This window comes from Enterococcus sp. AZ126, from assembly GCF_051714545.1.
GTDB lineage: Bacteria > Bacillota > Bacilli > Lactobacillales > Enterococcaceae > Enterococcus_L.
On record NZ_JBIOSB010000001.1, the window covers coordinates 2,857,618 to 2,874,077 of the forward strand.

A 16,460-nucleotide genomic window follows, 5' to 3' on the forward strand; every position below is an offset into this window, starting at 1 on the left:
GAGGATTCTATTTTCAAGTCTAAGCTGTAAAAATTCGTTTAACAAAAAAATTGAGGAGGTAAAGAAATGACGATATTGGATTGGTTTTTTATTGTTTCTTTGTCCCTAGCAAGCATAGGGTTATTGTTTGCAGGGATCTCCTTTTTTCTGATGATTCAAACGAATAAAGCTTTGAAAAAAGTCAAGAAAACCAAAGTCAAAAAGAAAAAACAGAAACAAAAAAGAAGAAAAATCAGAGAATTAACAAAAAAAAGTAAAAAACAACGAACGTCTGGGCTCATTTTAATTCTATTATTTTTAGTGTCAGCTTCAATTGCAGGTTATTCTTTGTATTATCAATCTATGCATTTAAGCGCCAAGGACTCCAAAGCGGTTGTTCAAGGGTACTATTTGGTTGATAACCTTGAAGATCAGTTAAAAGAAGCTAAAAATACTGAAAATGATGTGAAATCAGGTAAAAATATTAAATTACTAGCAGGTCAACTCTCAAGTTATGGTATTTATAAAGCAACGATTAGAAACACGGAACAAGGTCAAAAAGTGTTGAATAAGTATTATCGATCAATGAAGGAATTGGGAATTAATGTATCTTCTCAATCAGATGAATTCTTCAAAGATGAGGCTCTTTTAAATGAGTTTGAAGCAGATTTAACAGCTGTCAAGAAGAACCAAGAAGCGGTTGTGAACTACTTTAAAATTAATGAAAAAGCGTTGGTAAATAAAAAATAACTTGGTGATTTTATGAAAAAAATGGCTCATAAAAATAATAATAAACCAAAAACAAAGAAACGACCTACTCCCCAAAAAACATCTAGTATGAAAAAAAAGTCAAGAAAAAGAAGAGTAAAAACAAGTACGGTGTCAAAAAAAGCCAAGAGGAAGAAACAAAATAAGAAAAAAAGAAGAATTAGAAAAATGAACGTTCTTTTTTTTGAAATAGGCTTAACCATACTTGTCACTTTTGGCGTGCTCTATCTACTCTCTCTTTTTACATTTTCTTTTGCAAAAGTTGAAGGGTACTCTATGAGTGATACATTGGAAGACCGTGATGTGGTCGTTGTCAATAAATTAGCTAAAATCAAGCGTTTCGACCTTGTCTATATTCGTGTGCCTAATTCTAGCGATAAGTCAGTTCGAAGAATCATTGGTCGTCCAGGAGAAAGTTTATATTATAAAAATGGTCAGTTATTTATCAATGAAGAGGAAAAAGAAGAACGTTTTATTGCGGAATATAAAAATCAATTTGAAAAAGATGGTATGATGTTTACAGAAGATTTTACGCTAAAGGCTTTGACAGGACAAGCTACAATACCTAAAGGAAAGTATCTAGTTTTAGGCGATAATCGTCCTTATGCAACGGATAGCCGCTACTATCAGTTAATTGATGAAAAAGATATTATTGGTACTGTCGAAATGAGAATATTACCGCTACATAATCTACATCGATTTTAATAAAATACTTGAGAAACACCTGGATTCTATTGTAGATTTGCAGGTGTTTTTGTTCTTTAAACTAAACCCCCTTTACGTTTGGATTAGAAATATAAAGAGTTTTTAGTTAAAAGAATAAAAAGTAAGTTTTTTCGTAATGAATCTGTTATACTTATAAAAGTTACAAGTTCCCGAAAGGATTTGTTGTGGAATTGTAGGTTTCTCAAAAGAATATTTTACTTTGAATAGGAAGAGAAATGCACTACATTTTATGCAAAGATGCCTTGTAACCGACTAAATTTAGGGGGAATACATTATGACAGAGAGACATTTATTTACATCAGAATCCGTTTCTGAAGGACATCCAGACAAAGTTGCCGATCAAGTGAGTGACGCAATACTAGATGCGATTTTAGAGCAAGATCCTTTGGCCCGTGTAGCTTGTGAGACAAGCGTTACGACAGGTTTAGTTTTAGTTTTTGGAGAGATTTCTACTACCGCTTATGTAGATATCCAAAAAGTGGTTCGACAAACATTGAAAGATATTGGTTATACACGTGCTAAATATGGTTTCGATGGTGATACTGTTGCAGTTCTAGTTGCAATCGATGAGCAATCACCAGATATTGCACAAGGTGTGGATGATGCGCTAGAGACACGTGGTGACAAAGATACGAAGGATGATATTGGTGCTGGAGATCAAGGTTTGATGTTTGGTTTTGCAGTGGATGAAACACCCGAATTAATGCCATTGCCAATTTCTTTAAGCCATAAAATAGTTCGCCGTTTGGCGCAATTACGTAAAGAGGAAAAACTATCTTATCTACGTCCAGATGCAAAATCACAAGTGACCGTAGAATACGATGAAAATGGTAAACCACAACGTGTGGATACAGTCGTAATCAGCACACAACATGATGAAGAAGCTACGCTGGAGCAAATTCAACAAGACGTTAAAAAACTTGTCATTGAAGAAGTGATACCAGCCGAATTATTAGATGAAGAAACAAAATACTTTATTAATCCAACAGGTCGTTTTGTAATTGGTGGACCACAAGGAGATGCTGGCTTGACCGGGCGCAAAATTATCGTAGACACTTACGGTGGATATGCTCGTCACGGAGGTGGCGCCTTTTCTGGGAAAGATGCTACTAAGGTCGATCGTTCTGCAAGTTACGCAGCCCGTTATATTGCAAAAAACATTGTTGCAGCAGGTTTAGCTGAAAAAGTGGAAGTGCAATTAGCGTATGCAATCGGTGTAGCACAACCTGTATCGATTTCAATCAATACTTTTGGAACAAGTGAAGTACCTGAAAGCAAATTGATCGCAGCCGTTCGGGATAACTTCGACCTGCGTCCAGCAGGGATTATAGAAATGCTTGACTTACGTCGTCCAATTTATAAACAGACGGCAGCATATGGTCATTTTGGTCGTACAGACATTGAACTACCTTGGGAGCAGACAGACAAAGTCGACGCAATCAAGAAAAGCTTGATGGAGTAAAAGAGGCGGCGCTGCTAATGAAAATTAGCGGCGCCGTTTTGCTGCGAATCACTGCGACTGCTGCGCAGAGCAGATGATGAGCAGTACTAGGCGACCAAAGGGAGCGTAGTTACCGTACTAGTGAATCACCAAATGCTGTAATCCTGAATAACAAATAGAAGTTAGCGACCAAAGAGAGCGTAGTTACCGCACTAATGAATCACCAAATTGTAATCTCGAATAAAAAATAGAAGTCAGCGACCAAAAGGATCATGATCATCAAATACCATAAACCCACAAAATCACTCATGAAGTAAATTACAATAATCCTAAAAACTCTAATAGTAATGTAAAGTCTAATAGCAGTACCAATAAAACTCTGTAGAATAATTTATAAGTAACGTTAGGAAACTAGATAAAATCAAAAAGGATGGATATATATGGAAAGAAAAACAAACGTCAAGCTTGTAACGATTAGTGTCTTTGTTGCAACGTTTATGACTGCAATTGAAGGAACGATTGTTTCCACAGCTATGCCAACGATCGTAGGATCGCTGCACGGAATGGAAATCATGAACTGGGTCTTTTCAATTTACCTATTAACAAACGCAATGCTGACACCGATTTATGGCAAACTAGCCGATAAAATCGGTCGTAAACCGATTTTTATGATTGGAATTATTATTTTTATTATTGGTTCGTCACTGTGCGGCTTGGCGCAAAATATGATCACATTGATCATTGCCCGGGCGATTCAAGGAATCGGAGCAGGAGCGATTATGCCTGTTGCTTTGACGATCTTGGCTGATATTTACCCAATTGATAAGCGGGCAAAAATGTTAGGTTTGAATAGTGCTGCTTGGGGAATTGCGAGTATTTTTGGCCCACTTGCAGGTGGATTTATTGTAGATACCGTTGGCTGGCACTGGATTTTCTTCATCAATGTACCAATCGGTCTTGTATTGATGGGTTTGATCGCTTATTTTTTAGTTGAGCCAAAAAGAGAACAAAGCAAAGTACCAATGGATATTTTAGGAAGTATTCAGCTGATGTTAGTCTTATTGACGCTTTTATTAGGATTCCAATTAATTGGTGATGGTGGTTTTAGCCTAAAAGTGTTCCTTTGTTTAGGGGCTTCTGTTTTATTTTTCATCGGATTTATTTTTGTGGAAAAAAAAGCCAAAGATCCAGTTATTGATTTGATGCTGTTTAAGAATTCTACTTTTGTGATCGTCAATATCGTAGCTGCTTTGATCAGCGGATTTTTGATGGGCGTAGAAGTGTATATCCCAATGTGGATGCAAGGTGTATTAGGAAAAAGCGCTGGAATCGGCGGCTTGGTATTAGCGCCAATGTCGATTTTATGGATGGTAGGTTCGTTTATCGCAAGTAATTTAATGGAAAAACATACAACAAAAAGAGTGCTGACGATTGGCTTGAGTATTACGCTATTAGGCGGTATTTTCTTAGTATTGGTTCCTGCGACGATTTCATTTGTTTGGTTTTTTGCGATTTCTTCTGTTTTAGGAGTCGGTTTTGGGATTACGATTACGACTACTACAGTGACCGCTCAAAGCAGTGTCAATCCATCAGAAATGGGCGTTGCAACATCATTCAATACATTGGCTAGGACAATTGGACAAACATTGATGGTGTCGATTTTTGGCGTGATCATCAATGCCGTAACAACTTCAGAATTAGCGAAAAGCACATTACAGGTCGATCCAGATGTGATGAATCAACTCGTTAATCCGCATACGGCGAATACTATACCAGCTGATTTACTAAGACCTTTACGCGGCATGCTGTATGCTGGACTTCATAATGTGTATGTAGTCGGGATCGGCTTGATCATTGTTGCGATTATTCTTAATGTGAGTGTGAAAAAGAAAATAGCGAAATAGAAGAGCTGTATTTCGTTTTATAAAGTAAAATAGACGGTGAAATTTTGCCTTTAAAATTTAAATAGATGAGGAAAAGAATCAATTGACACGTTAAATTTTGATCCAGATGTATAGGTAAAGTTCATTGACTAAGATTATTTTGATTTCTTCTATACAAACGTAGTATAAAAAAGAATTTTATGCTTTTTCGAAGCAATTGTTTCTTTTTTCGTTTATTCAGAATTCATGTGAATTGGATGTTTCTCGTAGAGTGATATCCTATTCGCATTTTTTTTGTTTTTTGTCAATTGATTCCAAAGAACAAAAAAATTAAATTGAATAGCATTTGTAAAAAGGAGAATTGCATCATTTATCTTAATTTTACGGAGTTATATCGCTTATTTGTATTGAATACTTTAGTGTTTACAAAGAGAAGCATAACGATTAAAAATGACAAAGTAGAAAAAATTAAGAAATAAAACGCTTTACATGTTATGACAAGATCATATAATAAAGTAGAAAGAGAAAGAGAAAGAGAAAGAGAAAGAGAAAGAGAAAGAGAAAGAGAAAGAGAAAGAGAAAGAGAAAGAGGTGCTATAAAAATGAATAGTTCAAAAAAAGAAATCAGAAACTATATGAATTATCTAACAGCTATCTGGAAGGATGTTGCAGAAAATGAAATCGATTCGATTGAAAAAGCGGCAGAATTGATTTTTGATAGTTGTAAAAATGGTGGTAGATTTTACGTATTCGGATCAGGTCATTCACACATGGTTGCTGAGGAAATTTATATCCGAGCAGGTGGCTTAGCTTATGTAAAAGGAATATTACCACCAGAATTAATGCTTCATGATATGCCAAATAAAAGCACCTATTTAGAGCGTTTAGATGGATATTCTAAAAGTATATTATCATTGTACAAAGTTGAAGCTAAAGACACTATTATGATTGTATCAAATTCAGGGAGAAATAATGTTCCTGTTGAAATGTGTTTAGAAGCTAAAAAAATTGGGGCAAATGTTATCGCTTTAACCTCTATGGATCATTCAAGCTCGGTGTCTTCTAGACATTCTTCAGGTAAAAGAATGTATGAAATTGCTGATGTAACAATTGATAGCCATGCACCTAAAGGCGATGCTGCATTTCAAATAGAGGGGTTAGATGTAGATTTAGGGCCAACTTCTGATTTTACAAGTATTGGATTAGCACAAACAATTATCATTGGTGTAGTATCCAAACTAAAGGAAGCAAATTTGGAAATTCCAGTATTTAAAAGTTCAAATTTGGATGGCGCAGATGAGTATAATAGTCAGTTGTTTGATAAATACTATGGTTATTGGAAGTAGATTTTGATAGGAATGCGGATGAAGTGCCAATCGTATATGAGTTTGAGTATTTTGAGTCATTTATTGTTTCTTATTCAGACAGTGAGATATGTAATAATTCAATTTATGAGTACTTAAAATTATTAATCAAAGAATCGATGCGACATGATCAGGTCATAAAGCTTCAAAAATATCTTGATATAAGTCTTAATTTTTCACTGATTGATAGTAAAAATATTGCTTGTCTGGAAAATGATAAACCGTACAATACGGGATATGCTTTATATCAAGCGGCTAATTTTTACTTATTACATATAGTCTATAAATGAGTCTGTTAGATAAAAGATCGAGTAGAAATAGGATTCGAGTTCTTTGTGATTTATTCTTTTAGAAAAAAATTGACTTAATGCTATAATAATAGAAAATAGGAAATGAGGGATAATAGATGGCCTTTTTGCAAGCAAATATTTATTCAAATGTGCTAGAAATGGAAGTATCGGTAAATGTTATTCTGCCTCAAAAAACGGAGAAAAAAATTGGTACAGCAACAAAAGGAAACGTTACAGACGTTCCTGTGCTGTATTTACTTCATGGAATGGGTGGAAATCATAGCGTTTGGGAACGTAGAACATTGATAGAACGCTATGTTTCAGATTTGGGAATAGCCGTGATCATGCCTTCAACTGATCTTGGCTGGTACACAGATACACGTTATGAAATGAATTATTGGACGTTTATATCAGAGGAATTACCGAATATCTGTCATGAATTATTTCCACAGTTGACAACGAAAAGAGAAAAAACTTTTGCAGTAGGCCTTTCGATGGGTGGCTATGGAGCGTTAAAACTAGGTCTAGCTAAACCAGAAAAGTTTGGAGCCATAGCCTCTTTATCAGGTGCTGTGAATCTTGCGGACCGGATGGAAGATTTGTTAGCAGTCAAAGGAAGAAATTTCTGGGAAGGAATTTTTGGTCCATTGGAGAACGTTCAAGGATCGATCAATGATCCAATGTTCTTACTTGAACAACTTATAGCTAGTGGGGAAAATGCCCCGAATATTTTTCTTTGTTGTGGTGAAGAAGATTTACTTTTACATGGCAATAAAAAAATGGCGGCAGCACTGACAGCTCACAACATTGAGCATACCTTTGAGACAGGTCCGGGTAATCATGATTGGTTGTTTTGGGATACATGGATTCAACGTGTGTTAGAGTGGTTACCTTTAGATAAATAAATGAAAAAGGATGTGGGACAAAAGGAACAGTCACTTTTGTTTCACATCCTAAATGCAGAAAACGCTGGGAACACAAGAGATCTCTTCTTTCCCAGCGTTTTTTGTGTATTTATGATTAGACAAAGGCATCTAAACCGTTTAAAAACACCCGCAATGTCTTCATGAAGAACTCTTTTTGCTTTGCTTTTTGACGATATTGAATGCTTTCGCTGATATTGTTTAAGTTCTGTTCTTGAACATATTGTTTCATCAAGATGATTTGTTTCTTCAAATAATCGTCACCAGCTATTACTTTATTGTAAAGTTTTTTCTCTTCAGAAGAATCCATTAGCATACCAAATAACAAATGCTGTAACGAGGTGATGGTCATATAACTCAATTCGATAGAAAATCCAGCTTCATGAAGAATAGCAAGCATTGCATCAAGATTTCTTAAACGAGAGGGATAGGATGGAATCGTTTGAATTTCGATTTCGATGGCACATGGAAAGGACTGATACAATTCGTAATAATTTTCCATATAGGCATAGAGTGTCTCTTTCCAATTTTCTTTAGGTTCTGGCGGTATAAATCGGTTTTCTATTTCTTCAGCCATACTTTGAAGCAGTGCCTGTTTATTTTCTACATGCCAATAAATCGCTGGTGCTTGAATATCAAGTTTTTGAGCGACTTTGCGCATAGATAGTTTTTCTAATTCAGGATTTTCCGTTAATAATTCAAATGCTGCTCGAACGATTTTTTCTTTTGATAACTTTTCTTCCAATTTTCTCATCCTTTTATATAAAAATGTAAGCTAAGTTCTTGAAATTTGCTTCTAAAAATGGTACATTGTGATGCGGCCTAATTTTACAGTGTTAAGTTTGTGAAGTCAATGAAAATGAATGTGTCTCATCCTTTGATTTATTTATAATAACACTAAATGATCGTTGATAGTTGCACAACGAATCAGACAAGGCTAGTTTTACAAAGAAAGTTGGGATTAAGTGAGTATCATAATGGAACATGTCAAAAAATACAAGCTGGAAGTGACCATAGCATTGTTTACCGTAATTATTATGGTTATGTCGGCTTTATGGCAGCCTAAGCTATTACAAAAAGTATTAGAAGCAATTATTAAAGAGGATAAAAGCCAAATGAAAGAACTTGGACTGTATTTGATTGGAATCGCAGGCCTTGGTTTGATTGCAGGTGTCTTTAACACGATTTATTCTGCTAAAGTCGCACAAGGTGTGAGTGCAGATATTCGTGAGGCAACATTTCGTAAGATCCAAACTTTTTCATTTGGAAATATTGAAGAATTTTCAGCTGGAAATTTAGTGGTTCGTTTAACGAATGACGTTACTCAAATTCAAAATGTGATTATGATCGCATTGCAGTCGTTGTTTAGAATTCCGATATTGTTTATCGGTAGTTTTATTTTAGCAATGATGACATTACCGCAATTGTGGTGGGTGATTATTTTACTAGTGATCGCTGTATTTATTATCACAGCACTTTCATTTTCTCAAATGGGCAAACATTTTGCACTTATTCAAAAATTAATCGATAAGGTGAATGGTTTAGCCAAAGAGAATCTTTTAGGAATTCGTGTTGTTAAATCATTTGTTCAGGAAAAAAATGAATTAGATCGTTTTAGTAAAGTAAGTGAAGAATTGACGAAGCATAATCTAATTGTAGGGACTCTTTTTTCTGTCATGATCCCATCTTTTATGTTAGCAGCTAATTTAGCCATTGTCGGCTCGATTTTCCTGGTTAGTAATTTAGTCAAAGATGATCCGACTTTAATCGGTGGAATTGCGTCATTTATGAGTTACTTGATGCAAATCATGATGGCTATCATTATCGGTGGAATGATGATGATGATGACGTCTCGTGCAGCGGTTTCAATCAAACGAATCAAAGAAGTGATGGATACAGTTCCAGCTCTTACTTATAAAGATGTACCGGAACAAAATTTAGACGGTAGTGTGGTTTTTGATCATGTTAGTTTCCGTTATCCAGGCGATGATACAGATACGCTGAAAGATATCTCATTTTCGATTAAGCCTGGTGAAATGATAGGGATCGTAGGAGCTACAGGAGCTGGTAAATCGACCTTGGCACAATTGATTCCTCGATTATTTGATCCCTCAAAAGGTACGGTAGAAGTTGGTGGTGTAGATTTGAAAGAGGTCAATGAACGTAGCTTACGTAAAACAGTCTCATTTGTTTTGCAAAAAGCAATTCTTTTCTCGGGAACGATCTCACAAAATTTACGACAAGGAAAAAAAGATGCTAGTGAATCCGATATGTCTCGTGCAACGGAGATTGCGCAAGCCAAAGAATTTATCGAAAAATTAGCACTTCAATATGAAGCCCCTGTTGCTGAACGTAGTAACAATTTTTCAGGAGGACAAAAGCAGCGTTTATCTATTTCGCGAGGAGTAATAGGTGATCCTAAGGTTTTAATTTTAGATGATAGTACAAGCGCCTTGGACGCCCGTTCAGAAAGATTAGTAAGAGAAGCGTTGGATAATGATTTGAAAGAAACGACAACAATTGTTATTGCACAAAAAATTTCATCTGTTGTTCATGCAGACCGTATCTTAGTCTTGGACAAAGGACAATTGGTCGGCGAAGGTTCGCATGAAGAGTTAGTTAAAACGAATCCTATTTATCAAGAAATTTACGAAACACAAAAAGGGAGAGATGAAGAGTAATGACTGATTTAATTAGAGCAAGTAAATTCTTTTTTCATTATTTAAAACGTTATAAACTCACATTCTTTTTCATTTTTGTGACGATTGTGATGGCCACTTATTTTCAAGTAAAAGCACCTCAATTTGTTGGGGAAGCAATCCAAGAATTGGCTAATTACGTGGGGGCCTTATCTCAAGGAACAGATGATAAATCTAAATTTATCAGTGTGATTTGGAAGTTATTAATGTTCTATGTTTTAACGAGTGCTGCAAATTTCATTTACAGCATCCTATTTACCCAAGTTGTTGGAAAGTCAACAAACCGTATGCGTATCGGTTTATTCAACAAACTAGAAAAGTTGACAATTCGCTTCTTTGACTCTCATCAAGATGGTGAAATTTTAAGCCGATTTACTAGTGATTTAGATAATATCCAAAATAGTTTGAACCAAGCATTGCTTCAAGTATTGACCAATGCAGCCTTATTTGTTGGGATCTTGATCATGATGTTTCGTCAAAATGTTCAGTTAGCATGGGCGACGATTGCCTCAACGCCAGTTGCCATTTTAATTGCGGTGATCGTCATCAGCAAAGCACGTAAATATGTTGATATCCAACAAGATGAAGTTGGAAAATTAAACGGCTACATGGATGAAAAAATTAGTGGACAACGTGTAATCATTACAAATGGTTTGCAAGAAGAGACAATAGATGGTTTTCTTGAACACAATCAAACCGTACGTAAAGCAACATTCAAAGGTCAAGTTTATTCAGGTCTATTATTTCCAATGATGCAGGGAATGTCCTTAGTAAATACAGCTATTGTGATTTTCTTTGGCGGTTGGTTGGCACTAAACGGAGATTTAGAAAAAACTGTTGCTCTGGGGTTAGTGGTAACATTCGTTCAGTACTCACAACAATATTACCAACCACTAATGCAGATTTCGTCTGGCTATAGCATGATCCAATTAGCGATCACAGGTGCTCGCCGTTTGAATGAAATGTTTGATGAACCTGACGAAGTCAATCCAAAAGATGGTAAAAGGATTGATGGTATCAATGAATCAGTTACGCTGAACCATGTTGACTTTGGTTATGATCCAGAAGTACCTATCTTAAAAGATGTTTCGATCAATGTTAAAAAAGGTGAGATGGTTGCTTTAGTTGGTCCAACGGGTTCAGGCAAGACGACCATCATGAATTTATTAAATCGTTTTTATGATGTGAACAGCGGTTCAGTGGCATTCGACGGAGCAGATATTCGAGACATCGATTTAAGTAGCTTGCGAACGCATGTTGGAATCGTTTTGCAAGATTCTGTCCTGTTTTCTGGAACGATTCGTGCTAATATTTCATTTGGAAAACCAGAAGCTACGAATGAAGAAATTATTGAAGCAGCCAAACAAGCGAATATCCACGAATTCATCATGGCGCAAGAAAAAGACTATGATACAGAAATAACTGAAGAAAATAATATCTTTAGTACGGGTCAAAAACAATTAATCAGTATCGCACGTACAATCATTACTAATCCATCATTACTAATTTTGGACGAAGCAACCAGTAACGTAGATACTGTAACAGAGGCAAAAATTCAAAAAGCAATGGATGAAGCGATTAAAGGAAGAACAAGTTTTGTTATTGCACATCGATTGAAAACAATTTTGAATGCAGATCGAATCGTTGTTTTAAGAAACGGTGAAGTGATCGAAGAAGGAAATCATCATGAACTATTAAAACAAGATGGTTTTTATGCGGAGTTATATCATAATCAATTTGTATTTGAATAAAAAAACGGATTCCTCTTAGTTCCATAGGAGGGTCCGTTTTTTTTTAAGAAAATAGCTGATATGAAAAATGATGAGTCACAGCTAAAAATATAAAACTAGCTGTTTATTTTGGTACTCGGATAGGATTCTTTAAAAGTAATGCAAAAGAAACGACAATGAATAGAATAAAAGTTGGAAAGTACATAAAGCAAAGAAATGCCATAATAATAGCTTTAAAAGAGATAAAGGGTACGATTTATCGAAGGGAAATAAATTGAATCGTTAAGTGATGAAGTGAGTTAGGAATAAAAACAAGTCCTAATTTTGATAGTTGTGTGGTGTTTTACATAAGATAGAAAAAAAGATGAACGAAAAAATAAAAAAATATTTTATGCTGAAAATTAAATTTAAAAAATATTTATAAAGTATATATTTGGGAATTTGTCGAGTAAAACGACCAACAAAATAAATAGTTATCCTTAATAATCCCTTACAATGAGAGTTGATAGTATGAGGTATTTCCATTTTTGAACCCAAAGCAGCAGTTGCTAATTAATTTAGGAAAGAAGGAAAACTTTTGGAAGAGGATATATTTGAATTGTTAGAAGAAAATAATAAGTTGATGCTACAATTAATCGATATTATTTCTGAAAGTCATCGATGGTACAGTGTACACGAACTAGGAATAAGATTAAACGTGGTCGAAAGAACAATTCATCGCTATATTTATCAATTAAAAGAAAAGATTGATGAATACAATAAGACAAAAGAATATCCTATTATTCTCCGCTATGAAAAGTTTAAAGGAATTCAGCTTGATATGGTCGTAAACAGTAACTATACGGAATTTAAGATGTATGTCTTTGATTTAGATGGACGAATAAAAATTTAAAAAAAAATAATGTTAGAAGATTCATTCTCAGTAAGAAAATACGCAATAAAAAATTTTAAAAGTGAGAATTCAATTCGAGAGAGTCTGAAGAAAATAAAAAATTTTTTGAATACATATGATATTTGTCTGTCTAGAGGTGAATTTCAATTTATTGGAAAAGAAAAAAATATCAGAGGAATGATCTTTATTCTAAGTTGGGTCCTTTTTAAAGGAGAAAAATGGCCATTTGGAGCAATTGACTTTAAAAAAGCACATCAAACATTAGACTTGTTTTCAGAAGCATTTAACTTAAACTTATCAGAGATTCAAAGAAAACAAATGAGTTACATATTAGCAATCAATCTTATACGAGTAAGGAAAAACCATATTATTGAATTTGAACCTGAATGGCAAAATTATGTTGATCTTCAAAGTGTTCTAAAAAAAGTACCATTCTCCAATTATATTACTGAAAGTTATCAAATATCAGAAGCGTCAGAGCTATATTTTTATATCTTGTTACTTCAAATGAAAACAAAATTTTATGAATCTAAAAATTTAAGGTATCAAATTTTCACGTATCATAAAAAATGTCAATCCGATATTTATCTAGCAACGAAATATTTTATCAATAAGTTTAGTGAAACCTTTTTTCCAATTCCTTATCGTGCTCAAAATCATTTTTTTGTAACCAGTTTTTGTGCTCATTTATTTTGCAAAGTATTCAATCAGATGCCTGTTGACTTAGATGGCTACCATGTTTTAAATGAACCTGAGTATAATTTTCCCAATCTAAAGCAAAAGTTAGAAACATTTATTGATGAGCTATATCGAGAAACAAAAAATGATTTATTTTTAGACAAAGAATTTCTTTTACAAAAGTACATGCTTTTGTTTTCATCTATTAGACCTCTTAATTTATATAAACCCGTCATTAAAATCTACCTAGCAACGGATCTTCCATCGATCATAAAAGAAAGTATTAAAGAAAAAATAAGTGATTATTTTAGTTATGAATTTAACATCGCTTTCACAAATGAACAAACAAAACAAAGACCGGATATTATTCTAACGAATATTCCAAATCTGTTTGAAGTACAAAGATTCAGTATAACGCAATCATATTCGTTTTTGGTTTATGATTGAAGTTAAGGATTAGGTTAAATAGGCTCAAAAAAGTAAAGCAAAATAAAAATGAAAGTGATAACGATTGTGTAGCTAAAATATCTGATTTATAAGAACTTTTGATGAGTGATCTAAAAAAATAAATATTAATAAAATAAGATATTTTTGATAAATATAAGTCGACACTGGTTATTTTTTATCTATTCTTACTGTTGATTATTGATTTTCTTTGTCTAATTTGAAAAACTGCCATCAAAAATAATAGCAAATAGGTAGACTATCTATTGTAAAAAAAGCGAAAATATTTATAAAAGGAAAGATAGACATTGTGAACGACGGTATATTAAAGGGAGAAGACCAGTGGTAATAACCATTACGGATATATCTATGATATCTTTAGATACCTTTGCCACAAGCCTTGAAAAAAGAGTGACGATCATGATGACAAGTGCCTGGTTAGGGCATCATTCTTCATAGAAAAAATGAGCAAATGCCGTTAAATCAGCCGTTAATTGTCGAATGTCATTTGTTATAACAGCTGAAATAATACATTTTCTTGTTCTTTTTAAAACGAGAAATAAACAAAGGAGAGACTCCATTGTTAAAACTAGGAATTTTAACTGATCAGTATACGTCCAATAATGAATTAATCAATATTCTCCAATCAAGTGATTGCGAGCTATTACAAATAAAAGAACAAAGCCAATTGACTTTGTTAGATATTCTTGTCATTGAAATGAATGGAAAAAATCCTTTAGTCGAGACCATTGATTGGCTTATTGCATCTAATACAAATCCAAGTATGTTTGTATGGATTTATTCAAATACCTCCATAGAAAATGAAAAAAAGATACTCTTTGAATTAGGAGCGAATGATGTCATTACGTCATTTGATGATTTAAACAAGTTATCTTATGCAATAAAAAACACTTTTTCTAGAGTTCAAAATAGAGTATCAGATACATTGCCTAAAACGAAAAATTCACTTTTAAATGAACAAAATCAAACTGTTCTTGTCAATGATAAGGAAAAGCAATTGAATAAAGTATGAAATAGTATAGTAGCATTGGGAAATCTCATTAGTTTTGCCCCGCGCTACTATACTATTTTAGTGACTCATTTTTTTTCAATACAAAATAAAATCGGTGGATTATTTCTCTGATTGATAAATTGATAGGTCAATACGCTATATTCTTCTTGCGGTAGCTTTTGCGAATACTCATGTACCAATGCTAATTCTGCTTCGCCGCCAGTATGCCCATAATAAACAACTAAAATGATTCGTCCTTTAGACTTTAGGCGAGCAATCAATGCATCCAGTGCTTGTTTCGTTGTATCTGGTTGGGTGATGATTTGTTTATCACTTTTAGGCAGATAACCCAAATTAAAAATAGCAGCTTTTAATTGTGTGTCTTCTGGAATAGTCTCTTTAATGGTTTCATGCCCTTGATGTAGCAAAATTGTTTGCTCTTGTAAGCCTAATTCAGTCAGTCTTTTTTCTGTATTTACCAATGCTTGTTTCTGGACATCAAATGCATAAACTAGGCCATTTGTACCAACAAGTTCAGCTAAAAAAGCTGTGTCATTTCCGTTTCCCATTGTAGCATCAACGACGCTATCACCTTCTTGAATGACTTCTTTTAAAAGTGTATGACTAAACTGAAGTGCTGTCTGTAACATCAAGCATGAACCTCCTTAGTGTTCCGTACATTATAGATTCCTTGGATACTATTCCGACGTTTCATTTCATCATCAATTGCATTTAAAACTTCCCACTTTTTCAGACTCCACATTGGACCAACTAAGGAATCAGTTGGTGCATCTCCTGTTAAGCGATGAATGACGATTTCTGGCGGAATCATTTCTAGTTGGTCACAAATAACACCAACATAATCTTTCCTAGTCATCAATTGCAAGCGCCCTTCATGATAATCTCTTAACATGCGAGTATTCGTCATTAAATGTAATAAGTGTAATTTGATTCCTTGAATATCTGAATCAAGAATCGTACGACGAACATTTTCTTTCATCATCTCTAGACTTTCACCAGGCAATCCGTTGATCAGATGTGTGCAGACACGAATATCATGTTTACGCAATTTGGCTACGCCATCCAGATAGGTCTGATAATCATGAGCTCGATTGATAGTGCTGCTAGTATTCTCATAAGTCGTTTGTAAGCCTAATTCTACCCATAAATAATAACGTTGATTCAGTTCTGCCAGATAATCAACAACATCATCTGGCAGACAATCAGGACGCGTACCAATTGAAATACCAACTACACCATGTTCATTAACTACCTGCTCAAAACGATGTCGAATCACTTCAACAGGCGCATGAGTATTCGTGAAGTTTTGAAAATATACAATATATTGGTCGACATTCGGCCATTTTTTATGCATCATTTGAACTTCTTTTTGAAATTGAATCGGTAATGGATCTTTTGGGGCAACAATCATATCACCAGAGCCTGAGACACTGCAAAACGTACAACCGCCTTTGGCAACAGTCCCATCTCGATTTGGACAATCAAATCCGCCATCCAAAGGGACTTTAAAAATTTTGCTGCCAAATTGTTGACGTAAAGCATAATTCCATGTGTGGTATCGCTTATTCGGGTCTTCCGTATAGATAAATTCAGACATAATTTTTCTTCTT

14 protein-coding genes, 1 pseudogene and 1 riboswitch are annotated in these 16,460 nt (G+C 34.3%); of the genes and pseudogenes, 12 read left to right on the forward strand and 3 right to left on the reverse strand.

Going from position 1 to position 16,460, the window contains the following annotated elements:
• The first annotated feature begins 66 nt into the window (after window positions 1-66).
• From IGI43_RS13480 to IGI43_RS13505, 6 genes are all read left to right on the forward strand, one after another.
• A complete protein-coding gene (locus IGI43_RS13480; protein ID WP_438758296.1) occupies window positions 67-729 on the forward strand; it encodes a hypothetical protein in 663 nt (220 codons plus the stop codon).
• A 186-nt stretch (window positions 730-915) separates the two neighbouring features.
• Window positions 916-1,452: a signal peptidase I gene (lepB, locus tag IGI43_RS13485; protein ID WP_438758297.1), complete on the forward strand. Its 537-nt coding sequence runs from the start codon at window positions 916-918 to the stop codon at window positions 1,450-1,452.
• Window positions 1,453-1,607: 155 nt separating this feature from the next.
• Window positions 1,608-1,750: riboswitch (SMK box riboswitch) on the forward strand.
• On the forward strand, window positions 1,748-2,935 hold the full coding sequence (gene metK, locus IGI43_RS13490) for a methionine adenosyltransferase (RefSeq protein WP_438758298.1): 1,188 nt from the start codon (window positions 1,748-1,750) through the stop codon (window positions 2,933-2,935). It overlaps the preceding riboswitch by 3 nt.
• 419 nt (window positions 2,936-3,354) lie before the next feature.
• The gene (locus tag IGI43_RS13495; protein ID WP_438758299.1) at window positions 3,355-4,818 is read left to right on the forward strand and encodes an MDR family MFS transporter; all 1,464 of its coding nucleotides are present in this window, start codon (window positions 3,355-3,357) and stop codon (window positions 4,816-4,818) included.
• Between the two features lie 473 nt (window positions 4,819-5,291).
• Window positions 5,292-6,143: an SIS domain-containing protein gene (locus IGI43_RS13500; protein ID WP_438758300.1), complete on the forward strand. Its 852-nt coding sequence runs from the start codon at window positions 5,292-5,294 to the stop codon at window positions 6,141-6,143.
• 424 nt (window positions 6,144-6,567) lie between these two features.
• Window positions 6,568-7,356 (forward strand): alpha/beta hydrolase, encoded by a 789-nt coding sequence (locus IGI43_RS13505; RefSeq protein ID WP_438758301.1) that lies wholly within the window; start codon window positions 6,568-6,570, stop codon window positions 7,354-7,356.
• A gap of 115 nt (window positions 7,357-7,471) precedes the next feature.
• Here the strand turns inward: IGI43_RS13505 and IGI43_RS13510 are convergent, their stop codons facing one another.
• Entirely contained in the window at window positions 7,472-8,119 is a 648-nt protein-coding gene (locus IGI43_RS13510; RefSeq protein ID WP_438758302.1) for a TetR/AcrR family transcriptional regulator C-terminal domain-containing protein, read from the reverse strand.
• Window positions 8,120-8,351: 232 nt separating this feature from the next.
• On the opposite strand from IGI43_RS13510, the gene IGI43_RS13515 reads away from it, so the two are divergent.
• From IGI43_RS13515 to IGI43_RS13540, 6 genes and pseudogenes are all read left to right on the forward strand, one after another.
• Window positions 8,352-10,055, forward strand: a complete 1,704-nt coding sequence (locus tag IGI43_RS13515; protein ID WP_438758303.1) for an ABC transporter ATP-binding protein — start codon at window positions 8,352-8,354, stop codon at window positions 10,053-10,055.
• The gene (locus tag IGI43_RS13520; protein WP_438758304.1) at window positions 10,055-11,824 is read left to right on the forward strand and encodes an ABC transporter ATP-binding protein; all 1,770 of its coding nucleotides are present in this window, start codon (window positions 10,055-10,057) and stop codon (window positions 11,822-11,824) included. The genes IGI43_RS13515 and IGI43_RS13520 overlap by 1 nt, the downstream gene beginning before the upstream one ends.
• Window positions 11,825-12,380: 556 nt before the next feature.
• The gene (locus IGI43_RS13525) at window positions 12,381-12,695 is read left to right on the forward strand and encodes a hypothetical protein (protein WP_438758305.1); all 315 of its coding nucleotides are present in this window, start codon (window positions 12,381-12,383) and stop codon (window positions 12,693-12,695) included.
• 9 nt (window positions 12,696-12,704) lie between these two features.
• Window positions 12,705-12,869, forward strand: a pseudogene (locus IGI43_RS13530) (helix-turn-helix domain-containing protein); the annotation flags it as partial.
• A 3-nt stretch (window positions 12,870-12,872) separates the two neighbouring features.
• Window positions 12,873-13,820, forward strand: a complete 948-nt coding sequence (locus tag IGI43_RS13535) for a hypothetical protein (protein WP_438758869.1) — start codon at window positions 12,873-12,875, stop codon at window positions 13,818-13,820.
• Window positions 13,821-14,397: 577 nt separating this feature from the next.
• On the forward strand, window positions 14,398-14,850 hold the full coding sequence (locus tag IGI43_RS13540; protein ID WP_438758306.1) for a hypothetical protein: 453 nt from the start codon (window positions 14,398-14,400) through the stop codon (window positions 14,848-14,850).
• Window positions 14,851-14,915: 65 nt separating this feature from the next.
• Here the strand turns inward: IGI43_RS13540 and IGI43_RS13545 are convergent, their stop codons facing one another.
• Both IGI43_RS13545 and IGI43_RS13550 read right to left on the reverse strand, forming a co-directional pair.
• On the reverse strand, window positions 14,916-15,479 hold the full coding sequence (locus IGI43_RS13545; RefSeq protein ID WP_438758307.1) for a class I SAM-dependent methyltransferase: 564 nt from the start codon (window positions 15,477-15,479) through the stop codon (window positions 14,916-14,918).
• Entirely contained in the window at window positions 15,479-16,447 is a 969-nt protein-coding gene (locus IGI43_RS13550) for a TIGR01212 family radical SAM protein (protein ID WP_438758308.1), read from the reverse strand. Before IGI43_RS13550 ends, IGI43_RS13545 begins: the two co-directional genes overlap by 1 nt.
• Window positions 16,448-16,460 lie beyond the last annotated feature (13 nt).